Origin of the sequence: Nocardioides sp. zg-1308 (assembly GCF_013155375.1) — a bacterium.
GTDB lineage: Bacteria > Actinomycetota > Actinomycetes > Propionibacteriales > Nocardioidaceae > Nocardioides > Nocardioides renjunii.
In genome coordinates, this window is the sequence record NZ_JABJQY010000004.1 from 476,199 (window position 1) to 500,412 (window position 24,214).

Sequence of the window (24,214 nt, forward strand, 5' to 3'; positions counted from 1 at the left end):
AGAACCTGCCTCACTCACCGCTCCACGGGTGTCAGACGACCAGCGGGCGCTCGTGCGGCTTGATCGGCGCCGGGAGCGTCGTCGACCCGGTCAGGTGGGCGTCGACCGCGGCGGCCGCGCTGCGGCCCTCCGCGATGGCCCACACGATCAGCGACTGGCCGCGGCCCACGTCGCCGGCGACGAAGACGCCGGGCACCGAGGCGGCGTACGACGCGTCGCGCCGGACGTTGCCGCGCTCGTCGAGCTCCACGCCGAGCTGCTCGACCAGGCCCGCCTTCTCCGGACCCACGAAGCCCATGGCGAGCAGCACCAGCTGCGCGGGGATCTCGCGCTCGGTGCCCTCGACCGGTTGGAACCTCTCGTCGACCTCGACCAGCCGGAGGCCGGACACGTGGCCGTCGGCGTCGCCGGCGAACTCCTGCGTCGAGACGGCGTAGACCCGGTCACCGCCCTCCTCGTGGGCCGAGGAGACCCGGAAGGTCATGGGGTACGTCGGCCACGGCTGGCCCGTCGGCCGGTCCGAGCCGGGCTGCGGCATGATCTCCAGCTGCGTGATCGAGCGGGCGCCCTGGCGGATCGACGTGCCGAGGCAGTCGGCGCCGGTGTCGCCGCCACCGATGATGACGACGTCCTTGCCGGTCGCCACGATCTGCTCGGAGCCGTCGAGCGTCGGGGGCTCGCCGAGCGAGGCGCGGTTGGCCTGGGGCAGGAACTCCATGGCCTGGTGGATGCCGCCCAGCTCGCGGCCCGGGACCGGGAGGTCGCGGGCGGCGGTCGCGCCCATGGCGAGCACGACCGCGTCGTAGCGGTCGAGCAGCTGCTGGCCGGTCAGGTCGCCCCCGACGTCGACCCCGGCGCGGAAGACTGTGCCCTCGCGGCGCATCTGGTCCAGGCGCCGGTCGAGGTGCTTCTTCTCCATCTTGAACTCGGGGATGCCGTAGCGGAGCAGCCCGCCGATCTTGTCGGCGCGCTCGTAGACCGCCACGGTGTGCCCGGCCCGGGTGAGCTGCTGGGCGGCGGCGAGGCCGGCGGGGCCGGAGCCGATGACGGCGACCGTCTTGCCCGAGAGCCACTCCGGCGGCTCCGGGCGGACGTAGCCCGAGCCCCAGGCCCGGTCGATGATGGAGACCTCGACGTTCTTGATGGTCACCGGGTCCTGGTTGATGCCGAGCACGCAGGCGGTCTCGCAAGGGGCTGGGCACAGCCGGCCGGTGAACTCGGGGAAGTTGTTGGTCGCGTGGAGCCGGTCCATCGCGCCGTCCCAGTCGTCACGCCAAACCAGGTCGTTCCACTCCGGGATGATGTTGCCCAGGGGGCACCCCTGGTGGCAGAACGGGATGCCGCAGTCCATGCAGCGTCCGGCCTGGGTGTTGATGATCGGCAGCAGCGCACGCCCGACTCCGTCGGGGTAGACCTCGTTCCAGTCGTGCACCCGCTCGGCGACCTCGCGGCGGGAGGCGACCTCGCGGCCGTGCTTGAGGAATCCCTTGGGGTCAGCCATGAAGCACCTCCATGATCCGGGCGTTGGCCTCGTCCTCGGTGAGCCCCTCCTGGAGGGCCTCCTCACGAGCGTCGAGCACGCGCTTGAAGTCCCTCGGCATCACCTCGGTGAAGTGCGCCAGGGCGGAGTCCCAGTCGGCGAGCAGCGCGGTGGCGACGGCGGAGCCGGTCTCCTCCGCGTGCTGCTCTACCAGGGACCTGAGCTCGTCGGCGGCCTTGCCGCCCACGGGCGCGAGCTCGACGAGCTCGCGGTTGACCCGCGCCTCGTCGAGGTCGAGCACGAAGGCGTAGCCGCCCGACATGCCGGCCGCGAAGTTGCGCCCGGTCGGACCGAGGACGACGACGACGCCGCCGGTCATGTACTCGCAGCCGTGGTCGCCCACGCCCTCGACGACGGCGCTGGCGCCGGAGTTGCGGACGCAGAACCGCTCGCCGACCCGGCCGCTCAGGAAGATCTGGCCCGACGTGGCGCCGTAGCCGATCGTGTTGCCGGCGATGATCTGCTCGCCGGCCTCGAAGGTCGCGGCCCGGTCGGGGCGCACCACCAGGCGGCCTCCGGACAGGCCCTTGCCGACGTAGTCGTTGGCGTCGCCCTCGAGGCGCAGGGTCACCCCACGCGGCACGAACGCGCCGAAGGACTGGCCCGCCGACCCGGTGAGCGTGATGTCGATCGTGCCCTCGGGCAGCCCCGCACCGCGGTAGCGCCTGGTCACCTCGTGACCGAGCATCGTGCCGACCGTGCGGTTGACGTTGCGGACCTGGACCTGCGCGCGCACCGGCTCGCCGGACTCCAGCGCCGGCCGCGCGATGTCGATGAGCTCGTTGTCGAGCGCCTTGTCGAGGCCGTGGTCCTGCGTCCTGGTGCAGCGCAGGTCCTGGTCCTCGAACTGGCCGAACTCGCCGTGGCGGGAGGCCTGGTGCAGGATCGGCCGGAGGTCGAGGCCCGCGGCCTTCCAGTGGTCGATCGCCTGGGCGACGTCGAGGGTGCCGACCTGGCCGATGGCCTCGTCGAGGGTGCGGAACCCGAGCTCGGCGAGCAGCTCGCGGACCTCCTGGGCGATGAACTCGAAGAAGTTCACGACGTAGTCGGCCTGGCCGCTGAAGCGCTCGCGCAGCACCGGGTTCTGCGTGGCCACGCCCACCGGGCAGGTGTCGAGGTGGCACACGCGCATCATGATGCAGCCGCTGACGACCAGCGGCGCGGTGGCGAAGCCGTACTCCTCCGCGCCGAGCAGTGCCGCCACCACGACGTCGCGGCCGGTCTTGAGCTGGCCGTCGGCCTGCACCACGATCCGGTCGCGCAGCCCGTTGAGCAGGAGCGTCTGCTGGGTCTCGGCGAGGCCGAGCTCCCACGGACCGCCCGCGTGCTTGAGCGAGGTCAGCGGGGAGGCGCCGGTGCCGCCGTCGTGCCCGGAGACCAGCACGACGTCGGCGTGGGCCTTGGACACGCCCGCGGCGACGGTGCCGATGCCGACCTCCGAGACCAGCTTGACGTGCACCCGTGCCGACGGATTGGCGTTCTTGAGGTCGTGGATCAGCTGCGCCAGGTCCTCGATCGAGTAGATGTCGTGGTGCGGCGGCGGGCTGATCAGGCCGACCCCCGGCGTGGAGTGCCGGGTCTTGGCCACCCACGGGTAGACCTTGTGGCCGGGCAGCTGGCCGCCCTCGCCGGGCTTGGCGCCCTGCGCCATCTTGATCTGGATGTCGTCGGCGTTGGTGAGGTACTCCGAGGTGACGCCGAAGCGGCCGGAGGCGACCTGCTTGATCGACGAGCGGCGCTCGGGGTCGTGGAGCCGGTCGGCGTCCTCGCCGCCCTCACCGGTGTTGGACTTGCCGCCCAGCCGGTTCATCGCGATCGCGAGGGTCTCGTGCGCCTCCTGGCTGATGGAGCCGTAGGACATGGCGCCGGTCGAGAACCGCTTGACGATCTCGGAGACGGGCTCGACCTCGTCGATGTCGACGGGCTCGCGCACGCCGTCCTTGAACGTGAACAGCCCACGCAGCGTCATCAGGCGCTCGGACTGGGCGTTCACCCGGTCGGTGTACTGCTTGAAGACGTCGTAGCTGCCGGTGCGCGTCGAGTGCTGGAGCCGGAACACCGTCTCGGGGTCGAACAGGTGCGGCTCGCCCTCGCGACGCCACTGGTACTCGCCGCCGACGGGCAGCTCGCGGTGCGCCGGCGCGATCCCACCACGAGGGTACGCCGTCGCGTGGCGGCGCGCGACCTCCTCGGCGATCGTGCCGAGCTCGATGCCGCCGAGCTTGGAGGTCGTACCGGTGAAGTAGCGGTCGATGACCGCCTGGGACAGGCCGACGGACTCGAAGATCTTCGCCCCGGTGTAGGAGGCGACCGTCGAGACGCCCATCTTGGACATCACCTTGAGCACGCCCTTGCCGAGCGCCTTGATGAGGTTGGCGACGGCCTGCTCCGGCTCGACCTTCACGTAGTAGGCCTCGCGGGCGAGGTCCTCCACCGACTCCATGGCGAGGTAGGGGTTGACCGCGGCCGCGCCGTAGCCGACGAGCAATGCGACGTGGTGCACCTCGCGGACGTCACCGGCCTCGACGAGCAGGCCGACCTGGGTGCGGGTCTTCTCCCGGACCAGGTGGTGGTGCACCGCACCGGTGAGCAGCAGCGACGGGATCGGCGCCAGCTCGGCCGTGGCGTGGCGGTCGGAGAGCACGATGATCCGCGCTCCCTCGGCGATGGCGGCCGAGACCTCGGCGCACAGCTCGTCGAGCCGGGCGGCGAGGGCGTCCCCTCCCCCGGCCACGTCGTAGAGCCCGCGGACGATGTGGACCTGGAAGCCCGGCATGTCGCCGTTGCGGTTGATGTGGCGGATCTTGGCCAGGTCGTCGTTGGAGAAGACCGGGAACGGCAGCACGATCTGGCGGCACGACGCCGGGCCCGGCTCCAGCAGGTTGGCCTCGGGTCCGATCGAGCCGCTGAGGGACGTGACGAGCTCCTCGCGGATCGCGTCGAGCGGCGGGTTGGTCACCTGGGCGAAGAGCTGCGAGAAGTAGTCGAAGAGCAGGCGCGGCTTCTCGCTCAGCGCGGCGATGGGGGTGTCGGTGCCCATCGAGCCGAGTGCCTCGCCACCGGTGTTGGCCATCGGGCTGAGCAGGACGCGCAGCTCCTCCTCGGTGTAGCCGAAGATCTGCTGGCGGCGGGTGACCGAGGCGTGCGTGTGGACGATGTGCTCGAGCTCGTCGATGTCGTCGAGGTGGACGAGACCGGCGTGCAGCCACTCGTCGTAGGGGTGCTCGGCGGCGAGCTGGCCCTTGATCTCCTCGTCCTCGATGATGCGGTGCTCCTCGGTGTCGACGAGGAACATCCGGCCGGGCTGCAGCCGGCCCTTGCGCACCACGGTCGCCGGGTCGAGGTCGAGCACGCCGACCTCGGAGGCCAGCACGACGAGGCCGTCGTCGGTGACCCAGTAGCGCGACGGGCGCAGGCCGTTGCGGTCGAGCACGGCACCGATCTGGGTGCCGTCGGTGAACACCACGCACGCGGGGCCGTCCCACGGCTCCATGAGCATCGAGTGGAACTCGTAGAACGCCCGGCGCCTGGCGTCCATCTCGCCGTGGTTCTCCCACGCCTCCGGGATCATCATCAGCACGGCGTGCGGCAGCGAGCGGCCGGCGAGGTGGAGGAGCTCCAGGACCTCGTCGAACGACGCGGAGTCCGACGCGCCGGGCGTGCAGATCGGGAAGAGGCGCTCCAGGTCGCCGCCGATCAGGTCGCTCTCGAGCAGCGCCTCGCGGGCGCGCATCCAGTTGCGGTTGCCCATCACGGTGTTGATCTCGCCGTTGTGCGCGATGAAGCGGAAGGGGTGCGCCAGCGGCCAGCTCGGGAAGGTGTTGGTCGAGAAGCGCGAGTGCACGACCGCCATCGCCGAGGCGACCCGCTCGTCGGTCAGGTCGGGGAAGACCCGGTCGAGCTGGTCGGTCGTGAGCATGCCCTTGTAGGCGAGGGTGCGTGACGACAGCGACGGGAAGTAGACGTCGGTCTCGGACTCGGCGCGCTTGCGCAGGCAGAACGCCAGGCGCTCGAGCGCCATGCCGCTGACCCGCGAGCCCTTGCCGGCCACGAAGACCTGGGCGAAGGCCGGCATCACGCTGCGCGCGGTCGCGCCGAGCGTCGAGTCGTCGACCGGCACCTCGCGCCAGCCGAGGACGGCGAGGCCCTCCTCGTCGGCGATCTCCTCGATGCGGCGACGGGTCGCGGCCACCGCCTCGGCGTCACCGGGCAGGAAGGCGGTGCCGACGGCGTACGCCCGCGCCGGGGGCAGCTCGAAGCCCGCCTCGCGTGCCACGTCGCGCAGGAAGGCGTCCGGCACCTGCATCAGGATCCCGGCCCCGTCGCCCGAGTTGACCTCGGCGCCCGCGGCGCCGCGGTGGTCGAGGTTGCGCAGCGCGGTGAGCGCCTTGACCACGATGTCGTGGCTGGCCTCGCCCGTCAGCGTCGCGACCATGGCGACACCACAGGCGTCCTTCTCGTGGCGCGGGTCGTAGAGGCCCTGCGGCGGTGGGAAGTTCGGCGGGAACGCGTGCGTCGAGGACACTGGTTCTCCCGTCGTCGTCTCGGCGATCGCGGGCGGGGGCCCGGTCAGGCTGAGTGGTGGGCGTGACCGCTGGGGACGACGTTGGCCCGAGCGAGACGGAATCTATCACCGGCCACCGACGCCGGGGCGCCGTGTTTCAGGCCGTGGGATCGGCCGTGGAGCGGCCCTGCGTGGACGCCGTCGATCCCGAGGACCGGGTGTCGTCGGTGCTGTCGTGGGAGGCGTCGTGGCCGGCGTCGTCGGAGGACTCGTCCGGGGTGCCGTCGGTGGTCGCGTCGTCGTCCTCCAGCGGACGGGTGCGCACGACCTGCTCGCGTCCGGGGTGGCGGCGCGCGGACCACACGAACCAGGCGGCCGCGAGCACGAACAGCACGATGGAGGTCCACACGTTGAGCCGCAGGCCCAGCACGTCGTCGAGCTGGACGTCGTCGATGCGCAGGTTCTCGATCCAGCCGCGGCCGGCTGTGTAGAACATGACGTAGAGGGCGACCACGCGGCCGTGCCCGAGCTGGAAGCGGCGGTCGAGCCAGACGAGCAGCGCGAAGGCCGCGAGGACCCACAGGCACTCGTAGAGGAACGTCGGGTGGAAGGTCGGCACGTCGAGGTACTGCGAGGGCCGGTGGTCGACGTCGATCTCGAGTCCCCATGGCAGGTCGGTGGGACGTCCGTAGAGCTCCTGGTTGAACCAGTTGCCCCAGCGACCCATCGCCTGGGCCACCAGCACGCCCGGGGCGAGCGCGTCGAGGAGGGGCAGCAGCTTGATGCCGCGCAGGTGGGCGCCGATGGCGACGCCGACGGCGCCGAGGGCGATCGCGCCCCAGATGCCGAGGCCGCCGCGCCAGACGTACAGCGCCGTGACCGGGTTCTTGCCCTCGCCGAAGTAGAGCTCCCAGTCGGTGGCGACGTGGTAGAGCCGGCCGCCGACCAGGCCGAAGGGCACCGCCCAGATGGCGAGGTCGCTGACCTCGCCGGCGACGCCGCCGCGGGCCACCCAGCGGCGCTCGCCGATCCAGATGGCCAGGACGATGCCGAGGATGATGCACAGCGCGTAGCCGCGGATCGGCACGGGGCCGAGGTTCCACACGCCGTCGGACGGGCTGGGGATGGACATCAGCGTCACCAGGGGCGACTGCAGGGACAACATGGGGAGCATCATCCTCGGTCGAGCAACATCGTGACGTCGTGGGCGAGCTGGGCCTGCGAGACGTCGGAGCCCCAGAAGGTCTCGACGCCGTCGTCGGGACCGATCCCGAACACCTGGGTGCCGTGGTCGACCTCGTAGCCGGTGGCCGGGAGACTGCCCGGGTCGAGCTCCGTGCCGTCGGGGTCGAAGTAGCCGATGGCGACCTTCATGCTCGACGCCACCTCTCGAATGTCGGCCAGGTCGCCGGTGAGCCCGACGATGCTCGGGTCGAAGGCGTCGACGTAGTCCTCGACCACGGCAGCGTCGTCGCGGGTGGGGTCGGTGGTCACGAAGACGACCTCGAGCTGCTCCTTCTCCTCGTCGGAGAGCCGGCTCAACGCGCCCGCCAGCGTGGCCATGACCTGACCGCAGATGTCGGGGCAGTTGGTGTAGCCGAAGAACACCAGGGTGAGGTCCTCGTCGGTGTCCTCGGTCAGGCTGAAGGGGGCACCCTCGGTGTCGACGAGCGGCGTCGAGGACACCTCGAACGGCGGGTCGAGGACGGTGCCCGTGAGCTCCATCGAGCCAAAGCCGGCTCCCGCGCCGCCGCCGCAGGCGGTCATCAGCCCGAGGAGCGCTGCTGCCGCACTCGCCCGCAGGGCACTAGTTCTGACCACGGCGCACGCCCTCGGCGAGGTCGGTGGTCAGCGCGCGCAGGGCGTCCAGACCGGCGGCCTCGTCCCCGGCGTGGTCGAGCAGGCAGCGGACGAAGGCCGAGCCGACGATGACGCCGTCGGCGAAGGCGGCCACCTCGGCGGCCTGGTCGCCGTTGCTGACGCCGATGCCGACGGCTACCGGGATGTCGCCGGTCGCCCGCACGCGGCGGACCAGCGGCCCGGCGAGGTCGGAGGTGGCGTCGCGGGCGCCGGTGACGCCCATGACCGCGGCGGCGTAGACGAACCCGCGGCTGGCCTCGGCGGTGAGCGCGATGCGCTCGTCGGTGGAGCTCGGCGCGACGAGGAAGACCTTGTCGAGGTCGTGTGCGTCGGCGGCCTCCACCCACGCGGATCCGTGGTCGGGGGTGATGTCGGGCGTGATGAGCCCCGCTCCCCCGGCCTTCGCCAGGTCGCCGGCCCAGCGCTCCACGCCGTAGCGCTCGATGGGGTTCCAGTAGGTCATCACCACCGTCGGCACGCCGGTCTCGGCCACCGCGGCGACGACGTCGAGCACGTCGCTGGTGCGCACGCCCGCGTCGAGCGCCTGCTGGGCCGCTGCCTGGATGGTCGGGCCGTCCATGACGGGGTCGCTGTAGGGGAGGCCGATCTCGATCGCGTCGCAGCCCGCCTCCACCATCGTGCGCATCGCGTTGATGGAGCCCTCGACGCTCGGGTAGCCCGCGGGGAGGTAGCCGATGAGCGCCGAGCGTCCCTCGGCCCGTGCGGTCGCGAAGGCCGTGGCGGTGGAGCTCGCGGTCACTGGGTGGCCTCCTTCGCGGCCTGCTCCAGGTCGGCCTCAGGGCCCTCCTCGGCGTCGCCGAGGCCGAACCACTCGATGGCCGTGCCCATGTCCTTGTCGCCGCGACCGCTGAGGTTGACGATGATCGTCGCGTCGGGGCCCTTCTCGCGGCCGAGCCGCTTGGCCACCTCGAGCGCACCGTGGATCGCGTGGGCGGACTCGATGGCCGGGATGATGCCCTCGGTCCGGCTCAGCAGCGCCATGGCCTCCATGGCCTGGGTGTCCGTGACGGGGGTGTACGTCGCCCGCCCGTCGGCCGCGAGCCACGAGTGCTGCGGGCCGACGCCGGGGTAGTCGAGGCCGGCGGAGATGGAGTGCGACTCGACCGTCTGGCCGTCCTCGTCCTGGAGGACGAAGGTCCGGGCACCGTGCAGCACCCCGGCCTCGCCGGCGTGGATGGTGGCGGCGTGCCGGCCGGTCTCGACGCCGTCACCGCCGGGCTCGAAGCCGTGGATCTCGACGCCCTCGTCCTCGAGGAACGCGGTGAACAGGCCGATGGCGTTGGAGCCGCCACCGACGCACGCCGCGACCGCGTCCGGCAGGACGCCGTACTGCTCGAGGCACTGTGCGCGGGCCTCGTCGCCGATGCCGCGGCAGAAGTCGCGGACCATGCTCGGGAACGGGTGCGGACCCGCGGCGGTGCCGAAGAGGTAGGCGGTGTGGTCGACGCTGGCGACCCAGTCGCGCAGCGCCTCGTTGATGGCGTCCTTGAGCGTCGCGCTGCCGGACTCGACCGGCACGACCTTCGCGCCCAGCAGCTGCATGCGGGCGACGTTGAGCGCCTGGCGGCGGGTGTCGACGGCCCCCATGTAGACGGTGCAGTCGAGGTCGAACCACGCGGCGGCGGTGGCGCTGGCCACGCCGTGCTGCCCGGCGCCCGTCTCGGCGATCACCCGGGTCTTGCCCATCCGCTTGGTCAGCAGCGCCTGGCCGAGCACGTTGCGGATCTTGTGGGCGCCGGTGTGGTTGAGGTCCTCGCGCTTGAGCAGCACCCGGGCGCCGACGGTCTCGGAGAGCCGCTCGGCGTGGTAGAGCCGGCTCGGCGTGCCGGCATAGTCGCGCAGGACCCGCTCGAAGTCGGCGACGAACGCGGGGTCCGCCATCGCGTCGTGCCAGGCGACGGTCAGCTCGTCCAGTGCGGCGACGAGCGCCTCGGGCATGAACCGCCCGCCCCAGGTCCCGCCGAAGTAGCCGCGCTCGTCGGCGTCGTACCTCGTGGTCGGGCTCGTCGTCTCGGTCGTCTGCTGGCTCACGCCGTCACTCCTGTCATCGCTCGCACGGCGGCCTCGGGGTCGCCGTCCTTGACCAGCGCCTCGCCGACCAGCACCACGTCGGCTCCCTCGGAGACGAAGCGCTGGACGTCGGGCACGCCGGTGATGCCGCTCTCGGCGACCAGGGCCGCGTCGCCGCGCAGGTGCGGGGCGAGCCGGCCGAAGACGTCGGGGTCGACCTCGAGGGTCTTGAGGTTGCGGCTGTTGACGCCGACCAGGCCGGCGCCCAGGGCGAGGGCGCGCTCGGCCTCGGCCTCGTCGTGGACCTCGACGAGCACGGTGAGGCCCAGCTCGCGGGCCTCGTCGTCCAACCGCCGCAGCGTGTCGTCGTCCAGCGCGGCCACGATCAGCAGCGCGAGGTCGGCGCCGGCGGCGCGGGCCTCGACGAGCTGGTAGGTCTCGACGATGAAGTCCTTGCGCAGCAGCGGGGTGTCGACCGCCGCGCGGACGGTGCGCAGGTCGTCGAGGCTCCCGCCGAAGCGTCGCTCCTCGGTCAGCACCGAGATCGCGGCCGCACCGCCACGGGCGTACGCCGCCGCGAGCGCCGCCGGGTCGGGGATGTCGGCGAGGTCGCCCTTGCTCGGGCTGCGGCGCTTGACCTCGGCGATGACGCTCGATCCCGGGCCGCGGAACGCCGGCATCGGGTCGCGCGGTGCCGGCGCGTCCGCGAGGCGCGCACGCAGCTCGGGGAGCGGGAGCGCGGCCTCGCGGCGCGCGAGGTCGTCGCGTGCTCCGGCGACGATGTCGTCGAGCACGGAGGCGGTCGCAGGCATGCGCTCAGCCTCTCACCCGGGCCCAGCCCGGCCGGCGGCGGTGCCCAGTGGCCGGACTCGGCCGGTCGAGCCCGTGGCTCAGTGCTCGGAGGCGTTGAAGCCGAGCTTGGACAGCACGAGGAAGAGCGGGAACGCGATGAGCCCGATGGCGATGCCGATCCACAGCAGGGTCTCGTTGGCCGGGATCTGCAGCAGGGCGACGCTGCCGACGACGAAGCCGAGCATCGCGACCCCGACGGCGGTCCAAGCAGCGGGGGTGTTGCCGTGGCCAGCAGCCATCGTGGTGCTCCTTCGTCGACTCGAGCGGTTGCGCGACCGAGTCTAGGCGGTCGGGTCCCGACCCTCGTCGAGGGCCTTCCAGATGTCGATGTTGTCGGTCGGCACGGCCGACCGGTCGCCGTCGGGCTCCCCGCGCGTGCCGGTCGGGGCGTCGTAGCGCGTGCCCATCTCGGGCCACGAGCCCACGAAGCGCAGGGCCGCAGCGGCGGCGGCGACGCTCAGGGCGGCGGCCACCAGCCCGGCGACGTACCAGGCGGTGATCCCGGTGCTCACGGTGTCGGTGCCCGACACCTCGAGGAGGGCGTCGGCGAGCGTGTCGGGCAGGCTCCAGAAGGCCTCGACCGTGGTGATGACCAGCCCGACCGCCGCGACGAGCGCCAGCACGGCGACCGCGCGGCGCACGCGACCGCGGGTGACCAGCAGGACGCCCCAGCAGGCGAGCAGCGCGAGCGCCAGGGCGGCCGCCAGCGGTGACTCGGCGGCGCTGTTGAGGGCGAGCACGGACGCCATCGCGTCGTCCGTGTCCGAGCTGACCGACCCCGAGGTCCCCTCGACCCACGGCTTGCTGCCCGCAACGGCCGCCAGCGCGGCGCCCGCCAGGCCGAGCAGCACCACGGGTCCGAAGGTGCGCCGGGACCTGGCCGCGCCGCCCGCCTCGTCAGCCATCGACGCGGTGCACGAGGTCGGCGTCGAAGCAGGTGTGGTCGCCCGTGTGGCACGCAGCGCCGACCTGGTCGACGACGAAGAGCAGCGTGTCGCCGTCGCAGTCGAGGCGGATCTCCTTGACCCACTGCACGTGGCCGGAGGTGTCGCCCTTGACCCAGTACTCACGGCGCGAGCGGGACCAGTACGTCGCCCGGCCGGTGTCGATGGTCCGCGCGAGCGCCTCGTCGTCGGCCCACGCCAGCATGAGGACCTCGCGGGACCCCTGCTGCTGCACGACGACGGGGACCAGTCCCTCGGCGGTGTGGCGGAGCCGCGCCGCGATGGCCGGGTCGAGGGTGGTGTCGGAAGTGCTCACGGCTCCATGGTCTCAGCCTCGCGGGCGGCCCAGGTCTCCGCACACCGCTGGGTGACCGGTCCCGGGGCCGGCAGGTCGCGGTGGTCCCAGCGCGAGATGGCCTGCACGTCGCGGGTGGTGGAGACGAGGAACGCCTCGCTGGCGCTGCGCTGCACCTCGACGAGCGGCTCGTCCACCTCGCGGGCGCCGCACCACTCGATGACCAGGTCGCGCGTGATCCCGGCCAGGCACCCGACGGCGAGGCTCGGGGTGCGGAGCTCGTCGTCGATGACGTAGAACACGTTGGAGCCCGTGCCCTCGCAGAGGTTGCCGGCCGTGTTGGCGAAGATCGCCTCGCTGCCGCCCTCCGCCTTGGCGTGGGCGAGCGCGATCACGTTGTCGGCGTACGAGGTGGTCTTGAGGCCCGCTGTCGCGCCGTGCTCGTTGCGGGTCCACGGCACAGTCACGACCGTCGTCGCGTCAGCAGCGGCGTCGATGGCGCTGTAGGCGACCACCAGGGTCGGCGTCCCGTCGCCACGCCCGGACCCCATCGGCGCCGGACCGGCGGTCCAGGTGATCCGCAGCCGCCCGACCGGGTCGGCCTCGCTCCCGTCGGCGAGGACCGCCTCGACCCCCCGTCGTACGTCGTCGAGGTCGGGGACGGGCAGCCCGAGGCCGGCGGCCGACCGCTCGAGCCGCGCCAGGTGGCGGGTGAGCGCGAAGGGGCGTCCCCCGAGCGTCTTCACCGCCTCGAAGACGCCGTCCCCCACGGTGAAGCCGTGGTCGGTGACCGCGACGGCCCCCTGGGACGGATCGATCAGCAGGTCACCGTTGAGCCACGCGCGCATGGGTCCACCCTAGGGCCCCGAACACGCCAGGTCGGGGGGGCGATTTTGGCCCCGCGCAAGCCATGTACTACTGTTCCACTCGCACTTGAGGCCGGTGAAACGGCCGAGGATGCAGGCGGACATAGCTCAGTTGGTAGAGCGCAACCTTGCCAAGGTTGAGGTCGCGAGTTCGAGTCTCGTTGTCCGCTCGGAAGGTCTCCGCCGTACTTGTTTGGACCTCCACGGTGGGTTGGCCGAGAGGCGAGGCAACGGACTGCAAATCCGTCTACACGGGTTCAAATCCCGTACCCACCTCTCCCCCAGATGTGAACAACTCAAGACCCGGGCGATTGGCGCAGCGGTAGCGCGCTTCCTTGACACGGAAGAGGTCACTGGTTCAAACCCAGTATCGCCCACCACCGTCGAGTGGCCCCTGACCTGCGGAAACAGCAGGTCGGGGGCCCTTTCACCTGGGAGCCGTGGAGGCAACCCACGCCTGCACATGGCGACGGGTCGTGAGGCCCCCTAAGTAACCCGCATGAGGCCAGATGCCCGGCGCGCGGTCGTGGAGCCTGCCGAAGACTGCTAGCGCGCCGCGGGGATCCTGGTAGGAGCTGACTCAAGGTCGTCGAGCTGCTGCTCTGATTGGCGATGATCCTGTCGGCACAAACGAACCGCGCGTGCGACACCAAGCGGTTCGAGCCAAGGAAAGCCTTGTCGAGGGTTGCCGCATGACGACGGACGTGGTGTGCTGAGTCCAGTCACATTTCACGTGGCTGCTACCCCGGACCTCGGTGGCGCGACATTCCTTGTCGCCCCGAGGTGCTGGCCTCCTCGACAGGGCGCGCAACCTGTCCGCACCGCTGTGCGGTTGGAGGAAAACACATGATCGTGCTCAACAACACGCCCGGCGCATCGGGACTGGCTCCAGCGACCTGCACCCCATGGGTGGTTGTGGTGCTCGCCGGGGAACTCGACTTCGCTGCTTCGCACGCCCTGGACGTGCTGGACGTGGCAGTCAAGGCCCACCCGGGAGCTCACATCCTCGTCGATCTGAGTGATGTCACCTTTCTCGACCACACCGCCCTCTTCGCGTTCGCTCTGGCAAAGTCTCGCGCCGAGGCGCAAGGTGGCGTGCTGAGCCTGCACGGCGCGAGTGTCTTCGCCCTCAAGCTGCTGGAGATCTGGCACCTCGAACCCGCCTCGTCCGAGCCGCCCGTGGGAGGCGACGCGGCCTAGAAACGGCCACTGCCCCTTGGCCGGCCCGAGCGCCTCGTCGTGTCGAGATCCGAGCTGCCAGCGTCTGCATCACCGTGGTCGTGGCGCCTGCCTACAGGCAACGCGCTCAACCTTCAGCAGTCGAAGCCGCCTTATGGTGCCGACAGGCAGCTGCCCGCCGCACGACCTCGTGTGCAGGTCGCAGTCGCAAGGGACCGGGCGCATGGATGCGCAGCGGACCGTGTGTTGAACGCGTAGACGAATTGGTCGCGCAGAGACGTCTCCAACGGCCGCGGCTTCGCCATCGCTTCAGCACTGCCGCACGGAACCAAGGCGTGCGCCCCAAAGGAGGATTGTTCTTCATCATGACCACCGATTACGACGCCTCTCGCAAGAGCGAGGAGGAGCAGAAGGAGGAGAGCCTTGAAGCTCTCCGACTCACTGCGACTGACAGAGACGCAAACTCCGGCAAGGTCGACCAAGACGAGAACGAGGCCGCCGAGGCCTTCGAGCTGCCTGGAGCTGACCTGTCGCACGAGGAGCTGACCGTCGAAGTAGTGCCTGAGCAGCACGACGAGTTTTCGTGCTCTGTGTGCTTCCTCGTGCGCCACCGCAGCGCCAAGGTGTCGGAACACCCCTTCGTCTGCCGCGACTGCGCCTGACTGTTCCCCACCGCCCCCGCGGCCAGGAAGCGCCGCTCATCGACCAGCCAAGCCTCGGCATCGCCCGGCCGACGCCACGCCGAGCACGGCCTACGGGCCGGCTGGGACGGCCCGAGAGAGGCACGCACGGGTGCTCATCCGGGTCGCGCCTGCTCGGCGCCCCAGCGCGCGAGCGCCTCGACCGCCCCGCGCGCGGCGAGTCCACGATCCGTCAACGCGTACGCCCGGGTGTTGTGCCGCAGCGGCAGACGGGTCAGCACGCCCGCAGCCTCCAGCTCCCGCAGTCGGGTCGCGAGCATGTTCGTCGGCACGCCCAGGTCCCGCTGCAGGTCGCCGTAACGCTGGGGCCCGTCGAGCAGTCGTTCCACGATGAGCAGTGCCCACCGCGCCCCCAGGACGTCGAGGGCGGCGCGGAGATCGCTCACGAGCCCGGGGCGGCGTCCGGCTTCATCCAGAACGGCGAGTAGTGATAGCCGTCGGGGTCGTCGAACTGGCGCTGGTACATGAACGGGTAGTCGTCGGTGTCCCCCGCCCGGCCACCGGCGCGCTCCGCGCGCTCGACGAGCGCGTCGACCGCCTCACGGCTGCCGAGGTCGAACGAGACCGTGACCTTCGACGGCGTGTCGGGCCCGCCGACCAGGTCTTCGACGCCGCCCACGCCGGCGTACATCTCGCGGCTGCCCAGCATGACGTACTGGTCCGGGGCGATCGCGAAGCACGACACGTTGTGGTCGGACATCTCACGGTTGAGGGTCCAGCCGAGGGCGGAGTAGAAGGCGGTCGAGCGGTCGACACTCTCGACCGGGCAGGTGATGAAGAGGCTCATGACCTCATACTTGTAAAATGCAAGTGCGGCGTCAACCCACCCGCCGCGCCTCGTACGCGCTCATCCACAGGCGAGGTCGCCACCATCAACCGTCCCCGGCTCTGCACTGAGCGCCTGGCTCGTTGGCGTGGCGGCGGACGTCGTGATCGACCCGGCCATCGCAGTCGTGCGAGCCGAGGGAGGATGTCGCCATGGTCATCAACGAGGACGTCGTACGGCGGCGGTTGTCCGAGGGACAGCCCTGCCACGGGGTGTGGAGCCTGCTGCCGGGCGTCGTGAGCGCCGAGGTCCTCGCGAGGACCGGTCCAGACTTCGTCGTCGTGGACCTGCAGCACGGGGCTGCGACAGAAGCCGAGCTCCCCGGGGTTGCCGCAGCCATCAGGGCAGCAGGCTCGGTCCCGCTCGTGCGGACACGCAGCCCGCAGTTCGCCGATGTCGGGCGCCCGCTCGACCTCGGCGCCGGCGGCGTCATCGTGCCCAACGTGCGCGACGCCGAGCACGCCCGGGAGGTCGTCGCCGCCACCCGCTACGCCCCAGCCGGTGGGCGGTCCATCGGGCGTCTGTCCGGTGGTGCCGATCAGCCGCTGGTCATCGTGATGGTGGAGACGCGGACAGCACTCGACGACCTCGACGCCATCGTGCGGGTGGAGGGGTTGGACGGGATCTACGTCGGCCCCGGGGACCTCTCCCTGTCCCTGGGGCTTGCGGGCGCCGATCGCTCGGCGGACCTGCGCCCGGTCCTGTCCTCCATCATCGCGGGCGCCGTCTCCGCCGGGATGCCTGTCGGCGTCCATGCCTACGACGGAGACGACGCCGCGCGCCATGCCGCTGAGGGAGCGACGATCGTGACCGTCGCCGTGGACTCCGTCTCGCTGGGCGAGGTCGTGACGCACCACCTCGACATCACGCGTGGCCGGCAGGAGACGGGCTACGCCTGAACGCGGTGCGTCGTCACGGCCGCGGCAGGACGAACGGCACCTCGTCGCCGGGCTCGATCGTGAGCGTGTCGCGGCGGTGGCGGGTCACCTGGCCCTCGGCGTACGTCCAGCCAGTCACGTCCTCGAGCACCCGGGTCGGCTGGCCCGCGCGCAGGGTCGCGAGCGGTGCGTCGGTCTCGTCGAGCCACTCGACCAGCTTCTTCCCGAGCTGCTGGACGAGCCCGCGCCTGCGGGCGGCGAGGTCGGTGGTCTCGCCGAGGTCGGCCTCGAGGTCGTAGAGCTCGAAGGAGCCGTCGGTGTAGTCGTGGTAGAGCTTCCACCGGCCGTCGCGGACGCTGGAGAACGGTCGCGACTGCAGCTGTCCCCCGAACCGGACGTAGCCCGGGACGTGGTGGAAGTGGTCACGGTTGATCGTCGCCCCGCGGCTGAAGGCGGGCTTCAGGTCGACGCCGTCGAGCGGGACCCCGGCCGGGAGCGCGGCCTGGGCGTAGGACGCGAGGGTCGTGTAGAGGTCGGTGCTGTTGACGAGCGTCTCGTTGCTGCGACCGCCACCGCGGACCAGGTCGCGACCGCCGCTCCACACGATCCACGGGACGCGGACGCCGCCTTCGTACTTGAAGCCCTTGTCCTCGCGGAGCGGGCCGTTGTCCGCTCCCGCCTCGACGGGGTCCTCCTCGCCGCCGTTGTCGGAGGTGAAGATGACCAGGGTGTTGTCCGCGAGCGGCTTGCCGCCGTTGCGCGGGTCGGGGGTCTCCTCGAGGTAGTCGACGATCCGGGCCACCGACTGGTCGACTCCCTCGGTCAGGGCGCCGTACGACGGCTTGGCCGGGGAGCTGCCGGGGGCCTTGGCCCGGTACTTCACGAGCAGGTCGGGGCGGGCCTGGGCGTCGTTGACCGGGAAGTGCGGAGCGAACTCGCTGACGAAGGCGAAGAACGGCTCGTCCTTGCTGCGGTCGATGAAGTCGATGGCCGCGTCGGTCTGCGCGTCGGTCACGTGCTTGTCGGTGCCGACCAGTGCGTCGAGCTGGGCCTCGCTGACGCCGCGGCTGTAGGGCGCGATGTTCGCGTCGACGTAGTCCTGGGTGTAGTCGGCTGCGAACTGGTCGAGGCTCGGCGACACCGAGTCGTTGAACTGGTTGCTCGTCGCGAAGTAGTAGGTCGCGTGCGAGTTCTGGCTGCCGCCCCAGTTCTCGTCGTAGCCGTGGCTGGCGACGATCTCGTCCGCAGACCCCGCCACGTGGAACTTGCCCGAGTAGCCGGTGGCGTAGCCGGCCCGCTGCAGGGTCTCGCCGAGGGTCGTGTAGTCGGTGGGAACCGCCGAGCGACCATCGGCCGGACGACCGTGCGGGGCACCGAGCAGGGGGTCGCCCGCCTGGCCGGCGATGCCGCTCACGGCGTACACGTTGTTGGTCGGGCGGGTGGCGTACTGGCCGGTGTGCAATGCGGTCCGGGTCGGGCTGCACTGCACCGAGGCATAGGCCTCCGTGAAGACCTGGCCCTCCGCGGCGAGCTGGTCGAGGTGCGGCGTCTCGTTGAAGTCGTTGGCGAAGCCGCCGTTGGGCAGGCCGCTGCTGAGGTCGGCCCAACCGAGGTCGTCGGCCATGACGAACACGAGGTTGGGGCGTGGCGCCTTGTCGCGCGGTGCGGCAGCGCCCGGGGCGCTGTCCGGCTGCACGACACCGAGGGCCGGCGCGACGCTGGTGAGCGTGAGCACGGCCGGGAGGGCCAGGGCCGTGAACATCTTCCGAGGGGGCATTGATGGTCCTTGTCCGAGTGGGTTCGAGCAGTTCCGAGTGGTCTGGCGCTAATTTGCACCTTCTCTATGTACTTACTCTAGTCAGGCAACCGCTCGTGGGACGACCCCGTCCACGGCCCCGGCGCCTGAACCGGATCAAGACCATCGACCTGCTGTACTTTTGTCCCATGGCGACGCACCTCGAGGCATCCCACGTCGGGTCGTGCTGCGCCCCGACGACCGACCGGTCGGCACCGGTGGCGGAGCGCCCGCCGGAGGCAGTCCTGGCGCGAGGCGCGCGCAGCACGCGGGGCCAGGTGCGCGTGCCCGCCGGGGACTTCTGGATGGGTGACAGCCACGGTGACGGGTACGCCGCCGACGGCGAGCGGCCGGTCCACCTCGTGCGGCTGTCGTCCTACCTCATCGACTCCAGGGCCGTCACCAACGCCCAGTTCGCCGCGTTCGCCAAGGCGACCGGCCACGTCACCGACGCCGAGCGCGACGGCGTCTCGGCGGTCTTCCACCTGGCTGTCCAGGCGGCACCCGCCGACGTCCTGCAGCGCGCCGCCGGCGTCCCGTGGTGGCTCGCCGTGCGCGGTGCCGACTGGCGCCACCCGGCGGGACCGCGCTCGAGCATCGCCGACCTCCAGAACCACCCCGTCGTCCACGTGTCCTGGCGCGACGCGCAGGCCTACTGCACCTGGGCCGGCAAGCGACTGCCGACCGAGGCCGAGTGGGAGCACGCGGCGCGCGGGGGTCTCGACCGCGCGCGCTACCCGTGGGGCGACGACCTGATGAGCGGCGGCCGGTGGCGGTGCAACATCTGGCAGGGCGACTTCCCGCGCCGCAACACCCTCGACGACGGCCACCTCACCACCGCGCCGGCGACCGCCTTCCAGCCCAACGGCTACGGGCTGCACAACACCGTCGGCAACGTGTGGGAGTGGTGCCAGGACGCCTTCCGCCCCACCGAGTACGCCGAGCGCGCGGGCGAGGAGGCGGTCGTCGACCCGGTGGCGAGCGATCCGACCGGCACGGACGAGGCCCAGGTGTCGCGCGTGATGCGCGGCGGGTCGTACCTCTGCCACGACAGCTACTGCAACCGCTACCGCGTGGCGGCCCGCTCGTCGAACACGGCGGAGTCCTCGTCGGGCAACATCGGGTTCCGCTGCGCCAACGACGCCTGACCCGACGTGCTCCGGTCGGACGGCCGGGTTGCCGAGGGGCTAGACCTCTCGCGCGCGCAGCTCCTTCCCCCGCGCCTGACGGAGCAGCGTCAACCGCCGGGACACGTCGGTCACGTCGGCTCCCCGGCGGCTCTCGAGCTGGTGGGGATCGGACTCCAGGTCGTAGAGCTCCCACTCCCCGCGCTCGTGGTGCTCGATGTAGGCGGTGGACCCCTCCCGCAGCATCGCCCACCCCAGGTCGGGGTTCTCGACCAGGAGGCGGCGTCGCCAACGCCCCCAGTCGCCGGTGCGCAGCGGCTGCAGCATCGAGCGCCCCGACAGGTCCCGGCCGGCGTCGGGATCGAGGCCGGCGATGTCGAGGGTGGTCGGCATCAGGTCGACCTGCGAGACGAGCGCGCGTCGGGTGCCGGGCCTGACCCCGGGGCCGCGGACGACGTACGGAATGCCGCTCGACTCCTCGTAGGGCTGCTCCTTGTGGACCAGGCGGTGCTCGCCGAGCAGGTAGCCGTTGTCGGAGACGAGGAAGATCCAGGTCCGCCTCAGCTGACCGGTCTTCCTCAGCAGCGCGAGCAGCCGGCCGATCTGGTCGTCGAGGTCCTGGAGCTCCTCGAGCTTCCCCTCGAGCAGCCGGCGCATCTCCGCCCGCTCCTGCGGCGGCAGGTCGCGCATCCAGGTGGGCTTGTCGGACAGGTCGGCCTCGTTGAGGGCGGGCGGGTCCCACTGCACGTCGTCGAAGTCGTGGCGGTGCGCGGGCGACGGTGTGTACGGCGCGTGCGGCGCCGTCGGCCCCCACACCGCGAACCAGGGCCCGGTGTCCCGGTGGCGCCTGACGAAGCGCCGGAGCTTCCTGTAGGCGAACCGCTCCACCGCCTGGCGGCTCGCCAGCTCGCGCAGCTCTCCGTCGACGTTGACCGTCTCCCGGTCACCCACCGACGAGCCCACCCAGCGACCCCACCCGGGGGCGACGTACGTGGCGTCGCGGCCCATGCCGTTCATGTACTTGCCGAAGTAGCCCGTGTCGTAGCCGGCAGCCCGCATCCGCGTGGCGACGGTGTCGCGGTCGTGGCGCTGCGCGACGAACCGCGTGTGGGTCGCGTTGGTGAGGCAGCCGTGGTCGTGGGGGTAGCGACTCGTCAGGATGGAGGCGCGTGCCGGACCGCAGAGCGGGATTGCGGCATAGCCGCGGCTGAACTCCGCGCCCTTGCCCACGAGCCGCTTCCGCGTCCTGGGCATCCTGCTCAGCGTCCAGCGCATCTGGTCGTCGGTGATGATCCACAGCACGTTGTCCACCATCCTCACGAGCCTAGGGCGAGACCACGCGCGTGTCGCGGGTGTCGGCGCCCGGGCAGAGGAGTCACCGTCGCTCCGCCGTGGCGACCACCTCACGCATCCGGTCGATCAAGGCCGCGGTGGCGGGCACGGCCTCGGCGCCGTGGCGATGGGCGAGGCCGATGTGGCGGCGTCCGAGCGCGGGGAGATCGACCACGCGCACGTCGGGGTGGCGGTAGGCGGCGAGGGCGGAGGCGGGGAGCACCGTGACCCCCAGCCCGCGGGCCACCAGGTTCTGCACCACGACGTAGTCGTCGGTCGTGTGCCGCAGCGTCGGGGAGAAGCCGGCTGCCTGGCAGCAGGCGACGAGGTGGCTGCGGCACCGCACGCAGCCGCCGATCCAGTCCGCGTCGGCCAGGGCCGCGAGGCCACGCCGCCCGGGTCCCCGCCAGCCGGGCGGCACGACGAGGTGCACCGGCTCGTCGAGCATAGGCTGCCAGGTCAGCAGGCCCATGGCCTCCGGCGGGCCGTCGTACCCGAAGACGAGGGCGAGGTCGGAGTCCCCCGCCGCGACGGCGGCCATCGCCTCGGGCGGCTCCGCCTCGTCGAGGCCGACCTCGATCTCGGGATGGTCGACTGCGAGCGCGCCGATGGCCTCGGGCACCAGGGTGGCTGCGGCCGACGGGAAGGCCGTGAGCCGGACCCGCCCCGCCCGCAGCTGGGTGAGGGCGGCGAGCTCCTCCTCGGCGGCGTGCAGCTCGGCGGCGAGGACGTCGGCACGGCGGAGGAGCGCCACCCCGGCCTCGGTCGGGGTCGCCCCGCTGGGACCGCGCAGGAGCAGGGGCCCTCCGACGTCCCGCTCGATCCGGGCGAGGTGCTGGCTGACGGCGGGCTGGGTCCACCCGAGCGCCCGGGCGGCGGCGCTGATCGATCCCTGCCGGGCCACCTCGCGGAAGATCAGGACGCGTCGGGGATCAAGGCTCATGGGCCTAGCATCGCTTATGGGCCGCCCAAGGAGAACGGGGGTTCCTTTGAGCCCGCCGGTTGACCACCATGGAGCCATGAAGACGATCGGCCTCATCGGAGGCATGTCCTGGCACTCGACCGCGACCTACTACCGGCTCATCAACGAGCAGGTCGCCGCCCGCCTGGGCGGGCACGCGTCGGCCCGGATCTCGCTGCAGTCGCTCGACTTCGCCGAGGTGCGCGACTGCCAGCTGCGCGGCGACTGGGACGGCTCGGCACGGCTGCTGGCCGACGCGACGCGCCGCTGCGAGGCGGGCGGTGCGGACCTCGTCGCGCTGTGCACCAATCTCATGCACAAGAACTTCGCCGCGCTCGAGTCCGCGGCCGAGGGGCCCGCCGTCCACATCGCCGACGCGGTCGCAGCCGTCGCCGCACGCGAGGGCTGGACGACGCTCGGCCTCCTCGGCGCCACGTGGGTGATGGAGGAGACGTTCTACGCCGACCGTCTCGCCGGCCACGGCATCTCCGTGGTCGTCCCCGACGCCGCCGGTCGCGAGCTCGTCGACCGGGTGGTGTTCGACGAGATCACCCAGGGCATCTTCCTGCCGTCGTCGCGCGAGGCGTACGTCGAGGTCATGCGCGACCTCGCGGACCGCGGCGCGGACGCGGTCGTGCTCGCCTGCACCGAGATCGGGCTCCTCGTCGGCCCCGAGGACGCACCGCTGCCGGTCATCGACTCGGCGGTCGCCCACGCCGACCTGCTCGTCGACCTCGCGCTCGCATGAGGCGGTGGGGAGTCGCCAGCAGCCCGGGCAGCCGGCCGGGACCCGAGCCTCAGAACTCGTAGCCGAACTCGCGGATGGTGCGGGCGAAGCGCTGCGCCACGATCTTGGCGTCACCCGGTCCGTAGAGCTCGCGGTAGTGCGGGCCGCTCCCCTGCTTGGCGTGCGGGAGGTCGAGGGGCACGCCGAGGCGGGCGGAGACGTCCTCGACCGCGGCGGGCAGGTCCTCGTAGCGGTAGACCCGGTCGACGACCACGCGACCGCCGAGCCGGTAGAGCCGCTCGTTGAGCGCGAGCCGCTCCATCCGCTTCGGCGTGCGGACGAACTCGGCGAACGTCTTGGTGAAGCTCGGCTTGCGGGCGCTGTAGCGGTAGGAGGACGCGACGACGTCGTAGGGGTTGCGCTCGACAGCGAAGGTGAAGAAGGCGTCCCACGTCTCGCGGCCGATGACGTCGATGACGCGGCGGGCGCCCATGTGGGCGTACGAGCTGGGCGAGGTGTCGTCGTTCTGCGGGCCCACTCCCCCGGCGGCCGCGCGCAGCTCCTCGTCGGCCGGGCTGATCCGGGTGACGATGTCGTCGGGTCCGCAGTGCCGCGACAGCGCGATCTCGAGGCTGGTGCCGGCGGTCTTGCGGGTCTTGATGAAGACGAAGCGATGGGCGTGGGAGGCGATCACGGAGCGTGGTTCCTCAGTCCTCGTCGTCGGCCAGGTCCTCGCCGTGGGTGCCCGGTCGGGGCGCCCACGGCAGCTCCTTGGCAGGGCGTACGACGATGAGCCGGTCGCCGCGCGCGAGCAGCGAGACCACCGGGTCGAAGTAGCGGTAGACCTTCTCGTCGCGGATCACCGCGATCACCTGGTCCGGCAGCGACTGCGGCTGCTTGCCGACCTCGTTGACCAGCAGGTCGCGCTCGGCGACCTCGAGGCCCTCGCCGTAGGTCATCAGGTCCTCCATCACCGAGCCGAGCATCGGCGACATGGAGGAGAGCCCGAGGAGGCGGCCGACCGCGTCGGAGGAGGTGATGACCGAGTTGGCGCCGGACTGCCGCATGAGGGGCACGTTCTCCTGCTCGCGCACCGACGCCACGATCCAGGCGTCGGGGTTGAGCTGGCGGACCGTGAGGGTGACGAGCACGTTGGAGTCGTCGCGGTCGGTGGTGATGATGACGTGGGTGGCCTTCTCCACGCCGGCCTGCCGCAGCACGCCGCGCCGGGTGGCGTCGCCGGCGATGCCGACGAGCTGGTCGCGGTTGGCCTCCTCCATGGCGACCACCCCGGGGTCGACCACCACGATGCTGTCGCGGTCGTAGCCGTTGCTCACGAGGGTGTCGATCGCGCTGCGGCCCTTGGTGCCGTAGCCGACGACGACGACGTGCTGGTCCATCTTCTTCCTCCACCGGGCGACCCGGAACATCTCGCGTCCCTGGGAGGCGAGGACCTCCAGGGTGGTGCCGATCAGCAGGACCAGGAAGGCGATGCGCGCGGGCGTGATCACCAGCGCGTTGACCAGCCGGGCCTGGGGCGAGACGGGGGCGATGTCGCCGTAGCCGGTCGTGCTGAGCGTGACGGTCGTGTAGTAGAACGCGTCGAGCAGCGTGATCGTGTTGGTCGGGTCGTTGCCGTCGCGGTAGCCCCCGCGGTCGAAGAAGACCAGGAGCACCGTGCCGACGAGGATCGCCATCGCCAGCAGCAGCCGGCGCCCGAGCTCCCACCACGGCGACCGCACCCGGTCGGGCAGGGAGACCCGTCCCACGCTGGGGTGGTTGGTGGGCGCTTGCAC

At 71.6% G+C, this 24,214-nt stretch carries 23 protein-coding genes and 3 tRNA genes; 8 read left to right on the forward strand and 18 right to left on the reverse strand.

The window, feature by feature from the left end:
* Positions 1–31: 31 nt before the first annotated feature.
* The 11 genes from HN031_RS17145 to HN031_RS17195 all read right to left on the reverse strand — a co-directional run bounded on the left by HN031_RS17145 (position 32) and on the right by HN031_RS17195 (position 12,874).
* Positions 32–1,501 carry a glutamate synthase subunit beta gene (locus HN031_RS17145; protein ID WP_172272922.1) on the reverse strand — a complete coding sequence of 490 codons (1,470 nt, stop codon included), beginning with the start codon at positions 1,499–1,501 and terminating at the stop codon, positions 32–34.
* A complete protein-coding gene (gene gltB, locus HN031_RS17150) occupies positions 1,494–6,065 on the reverse strand; it encodes a glutamate synthase large subunit (protein WP_367650802.1) in 4,572 nt (1,523 codons plus the stop codon). The genes HN031_RS17145 and gltB overlap by 8 nt, the downstream gene beginning before the upstream one ends.
* A gap of 136 nt (positions 6,066–6,201) precedes the next feature.
* Positions 6,202–7,209 carry a prolipoprotein diacylglyceryl transferase gene (lgt, locus tag HN031_RS17155; RefSeq protein ID WP_172272925.1) on the reverse strand — a complete coding sequence of 336 codons (1,008 nt, stop codon included), beginning with the start codon at positions 7,207–7,209 and terminating at the stop codon, positions 6,202–6,204.
* 8 nt (positions 7,210–7,217) lie between these two features.
* The gene (locus HN031_RS17160) at positions 7,218–7,865 is read right to left on the reverse strand and encodes an SCO family protein (protein ID WP_172272928.1); all 648 of its coding nucleotides are present in this window, start codon (positions 7,863–7,865) and stop codon (positions 7,218–7,220) included.
* Positions 7,852–8,664 carry a tryptophan synthase subunit alpha gene (trpA, locus tag HN031_RS17165; RefSeq protein WP_172272931.1) on the reverse strand — a complete coding sequence of 271 codons (813 nt, stop codon included), beginning with the start codon at positions 8,662–8,664 and terminating at the stop codon, positions 7,852–7,854. The genes HN031_RS17160 and trpA overlap by 14 nt, the downstream gene beginning before the upstream one ends.
* Positions 8,661–9,956: a tryptophan synthase subunit beta gene (gene trpB / locus HN031_RS17170; protein ID WP_172272933.1), complete on the reverse strand. Its 1,296-nt coding sequence runs from the start codon at positions 9,954–9,956 to the stop codon at positions 8,661–8,663. Before trpB ends, trpA begins: the two co-directional genes overlap by 4 nt.
* The gene (gene trpC, locus HN031_RS17175; RefSeq protein ID WP_172272935.1) at positions 9,953–10,747 is read right to left on the reverse strand and encodes an indole-3-glycerol phosphate synthase TrpC; all 795 of its coding nucleotides are present in this window, start codon (positions 10,745–10,747) and stop codon (positions 9,953–9,955) included. Before trpC ends, trpB begins: the two co-directional genes overlap by 4 nt.
* A 78-nt stretch (positions 10,748–10,825) precedes the next feature.
* On the reverse strand, positions 10,826–11,026 hold the full coding sequence (locus HN031_RS17180) for an HGxxPAAW family protein (protein WP_172272937.1): 201 nt from the start codon (positions 11,024–11,026) through the stop codon (positions 10,826–10,828).
* Positions 11,027–11,068: 42 nt separating this feature from the next.
* A complete protein-coding gene (locus HN031_RS17185; protein ID WP_172272939.1) occupies positions 11,069–11,692 on the reverse strand; it encodes a Trp biosynthesis-associated membrane protein in 624 nt (207 codons plus the stop codon).
* A complete protein-coding gene (gene hisI, locus HN031_RS17190) occupies positions 11,685–12,047 on the reverse strand; it encodes a phosphoribosyl-AMP cyclohydrolase (protein WP_172272941.1) in 363 nt (120 codons plus the stop codon). Before hisI ends, HN031_RS17185 begins: the two co-directional genes overlap by 8 nt.
* Positions 12,044–12,874 (reverse strand): aminotransferase class IV, encoded by an 831-nt coding sequence (locus HN031_RS17195; RefSeq protein ID WP_172272943.1) that lies wholly within the window; start codon positions 12,872–12,874, stop codon positions 12,044–12,046. The genes hisI and HN031_RS17195 overlap by 4 nt, the downstream gene beginning before the upstream one ends.
* A gap of 115 nt (positions 12,875–12,989) precedes the next feature.
* Between HN031_RS17195 and HN031_RS17200 the strand changes: the two genes are divergently transcribed.
* From HN031_RS17200 to HN031_RS17220, 5 genes are all read left to right on the forward strand, one after another.
* Positions 12,990–13,062: transfer RNA gene (locus tag HN031_RS17200), tRNA-Gly, on the forward strand.
* 35 nt (positions 13,063–13,097) lie between these two features.
* Positions 13,098–13,168 (forward strand) — tRNA-Cys (locus HN031_RS17205).
* Between the two features lie 29 nt (positions 13,169–13,197).
* Positions 13,198–13,272, forward strand: a tRNA-Val gene (locus tag HN031_RS17210).
* A 466-nt stretch (positions 13,273–13,738) separates the two neighbouring features.
* Positions 13,739–14,092: an STAS domain-containing protein gene (locus HN031_RS17215; RefSeq protein WP_172272945.1), complete on the forward strand. Its 354-nt coding sequence runs from the start codon at positions 13,739–13,741 to the stop codon at positions 14,090–14,092.
* Positions 14,093–14,436: 344 nt separating this feature from the next.
* Positions 14,437–14,733, forward strand: coding sequence for a DUF4193 family protein (locus HN031_RS17220; protein ID WP_172272948.1), 297 nt, complete (start codon positions 14,437–14,439; stop codon positions 14,731–14,733).
* Positions 14,734–14,867: 134 nt separating this feature from the next.
* Here HN031_RS17220 and HN031_RS17225 read toward each other — a convergent pair whose 3' ends face one another.
* On the reverse strand, positions 14,868–15,158 hold the full coding sequence (locus tag HN031_RS17225) for a helix-turn-helix domain-containing protein (protein WP_172272951.1): 291 nt from the start codon (positions 15,156–15,158) through the stop codon (positions 14,868–14,870).
* Positions 15,155–15,559 (reverse strand): VOC family protein, encoded by a 405-nt coding sequence (locus HN031_RS17230; protein ID WP_172272954.1) that lies wholly within the window; start codon positions 15,557–15,559, stop codon positions 15,155–15,157. Before HN031_RS17230 ends, HN031_RS17225 begins: the two co-directional genes overlap by 4 nt.
* A 191-nt stretch (positions 15,560–15,750) precedes the next feature.
* On the opposite strand from HN031_RS17230, the gene HN031_RS17235 reads away from it, so the two are divergent.
* Positions 15,751–16,497 carry an HpcH/HpaI aldolase/citrate lyase family protein gene (locus HN031_RS17235; RefSeq protein WP_172272957.1) on the forward strand — a complete coding sequence of 249 codons (747 nt, stop codon included), beginning with the start codon at positions 15,751–15,753 and terminating at the stop codon, positions 16,495–16,497.
* A gap of 13 nt (positions 16,498–16,510) precedes the next feature.
* On the opposite strand, the gene HN031_RS17240 is transcribed toward HN031_RS17235, so the two are convergent.
* The gene (locus tag HN031_RS17240; protein WP_172272959.1) at positions 16,511–18,253 is read right to left on the reverse strand and encodes a sulfatase-like hydrolase/transferase; all 1,743 of its coding nucleotides are present in this window, start codon (positions 18,251–18,253) and stop codon (positions 16,511–16,513) included.
* Positions 18,254–18,420: 167 nt separating this feature from the next.
* Between HN031_RS17240 and HN031_RS17245 the strand changes: the two genes are divergently transcribed.
* On the forward strand, positions 18,421–19,419 hold the full coding sequence (locus tag HN031_RS17245) for a formylglycine-generating enzyme family protein (RefSeq protein ID WP_172272961.1): 999 nt from the start codon (positions 18,421–18,423) through the stop codon (positions 19,417–19,419).
* A 39-nt stretch (positions 19,420–19,458) separates the two neighbouring features.
* Here HN031_RS17245 and HN031_RS17250 read toward each other — a convergent pair whose 3' ends face one another.
* A complete protein-coding gene (locus HN031_RS17250; RefSeq protein ID WP_172272963.1) occupies positions 19,459–20,712 on the reverse strand; it encodes a sulfatase-like hydrolase/transferase in 1,254 nt (417 codons plus the stop codon).
* Between the two features lie 61 nt (positions 20,713–20,773).
* Positions 20,774–21,673: a LysR family transcriptional regulator gene (locus HN031_RS17255; protein WP_172272965.1), complete on the reverse strand. Its 900-nt coding sequence runs from the start codon at positions 21,671–21,673 to the stop codon at positions 20,774–20,776.
* Positions 21,674–21,749: 76 nt separating this feature from the next.
* Between HN031_RS17255 and HN031_RS17260 the strand changes: the two genes are divergently transcribed.
* Entirely contained in the window at positions 21,750–22,439 is a 690-nt protein-coding gene (locus HN031_RS17260) for an aspartate/glutamate racemase family protein (RefSeq protein WP_172272967.1), read from the forward strand.
* A gap of 49 nt (positions 22,440–22,488) precedes the next feature.
* Here the strand turns inward: HN031_RS17260 and HN031_RS17265 are convergent, their stop codons facing one another.
* Both HN031_RS17265 and HN031_RS17270 read right to left on the reverse strand, forming a co-directional pair.
* Complete coding sequence (locus tag HN031_RS17265) at positions 22,489–23,112, reverse strand: hypothetical protein (RefSeq protein ID WP_172272969.1); 624 nt, start codon at positions 23,110–23,112, stop codon at positions 22,489–22,491.
* 13 nt (positions 23,113–23,125) lie between these two features.
* A complete protein-coding gene (locus HN031_RS17270; RefSeq protein ID WP_367650803.1) occupies positions 23,126–24,214 on the reverse strand; it encodes a TrkA family potassium uptake protein in 1,089 nt (362 codons plus the stop codon).

Bases quoted from the DNA above. Each gene is read 5' to 3' on its own strand.
- HN031_RS17145 (WP_172272922.1), bottom strand. From the start codon at position 1,501: ATGGCTGACCCCAAGGGATTCCTCAAGCACGGCCGCGAGGTCGCCTCC.
- lgt (WP_172272925.1), bottom strand. From the start codon at position 7,209: ATGTTGTCCCTGCAGTCGCCCCTGGTGACGCTGATGTCCATCCCCAGC.
- trpC (WP_172272935.1), bottom strand. From the start codon at position 10,747: ATGCCTGCGACCGCCTCCGTGCTCGACGACATCGTCGCCGGAGCACGC.
- HN031_RS17180 (WP_172272937.1), bottom strand. From the start codon at position 11,026: ATGGCTGCTGGCCACGGCAACACCCCCGCTGCTTGGACCGCCGTCGGG.
- HN031_RS17185 (WP_172272939.1), bottom strand. From the start codon at position 11,692: ATGGCTGACGAGGCGGGCGGCGCGGCCAGGTCCCGGCGCACCTTCGGA.
- HN031_RS17195 (WP_172272943.1), bottom strand. From the start codon at position 12,874: ATGCGCGCGTGGCTCAACGGTGACCTGCTGATCGATCCGTCCCAGGGG.
- HN031_RS17215 (WP_172272945.1), top strand. From the start codon at position 13,739: ATGATCGTGCTCAACAACACGCCCGGCGCATCGGGACTGGCTCCAGCG.
- HN031_RS17220 (WP_172272948.1), top strand. From the start codon at position 14,437: ATGACCACCGATTACGACGCCTCTCGCAAGAGCGAGGAGGAGCAGAAG.
- HN031_RS17230 (WP_172272954.1), bottom strand. From the start codon at position 15,559: ATGAGCCTCTTCATCACCTGCCCGGTCGAGAGTGTCGACCGCTCGACC.
- HN031_RS17235 (WP_172272957.1), top strand. From the start codon at position 15,751: ATGGTCATCAACGAGGACGTCGTACGGCGGCGGTTGTCCGAGGGACAG.
- HN031_RS17240 (WP_172272959.1), bottom strand. From the start codon at position 18,253: ATGCCCCCTCGGAAGATGTTCACGGCCCTGGCCCTCCCGGCCGTGCTC.
- HN031_RS17245 (WP_172272961.1), top strand. From the start codon at position 18,421: ATGGCGACGCACCTCGAGGCATCCCACGTCGGGTCGTGCTGCGCCCCG.
- HN031_RS17250 (WP_172272963.1), bottom strand. From the start codon at position 20,712: ATGGTGGACAACGTGCTGTGGATCATCACCGACGACCAGATGCGCTGG.
- HN031_RS17255 (WP_172272965.1), bottom strand. From the start codon at position 21,673: ATGAGCCTTGATCCCCGACGCGTCCTGATCTTCCGCGAGGTGGCCCGG.
- HN031_RS17260 (WP_172272967.1), top strand. From the start codon at position 21,750: ATGAAGACGATCGGCCTCATCGGAGGCATGTCCTGGCACTCGACCGCG.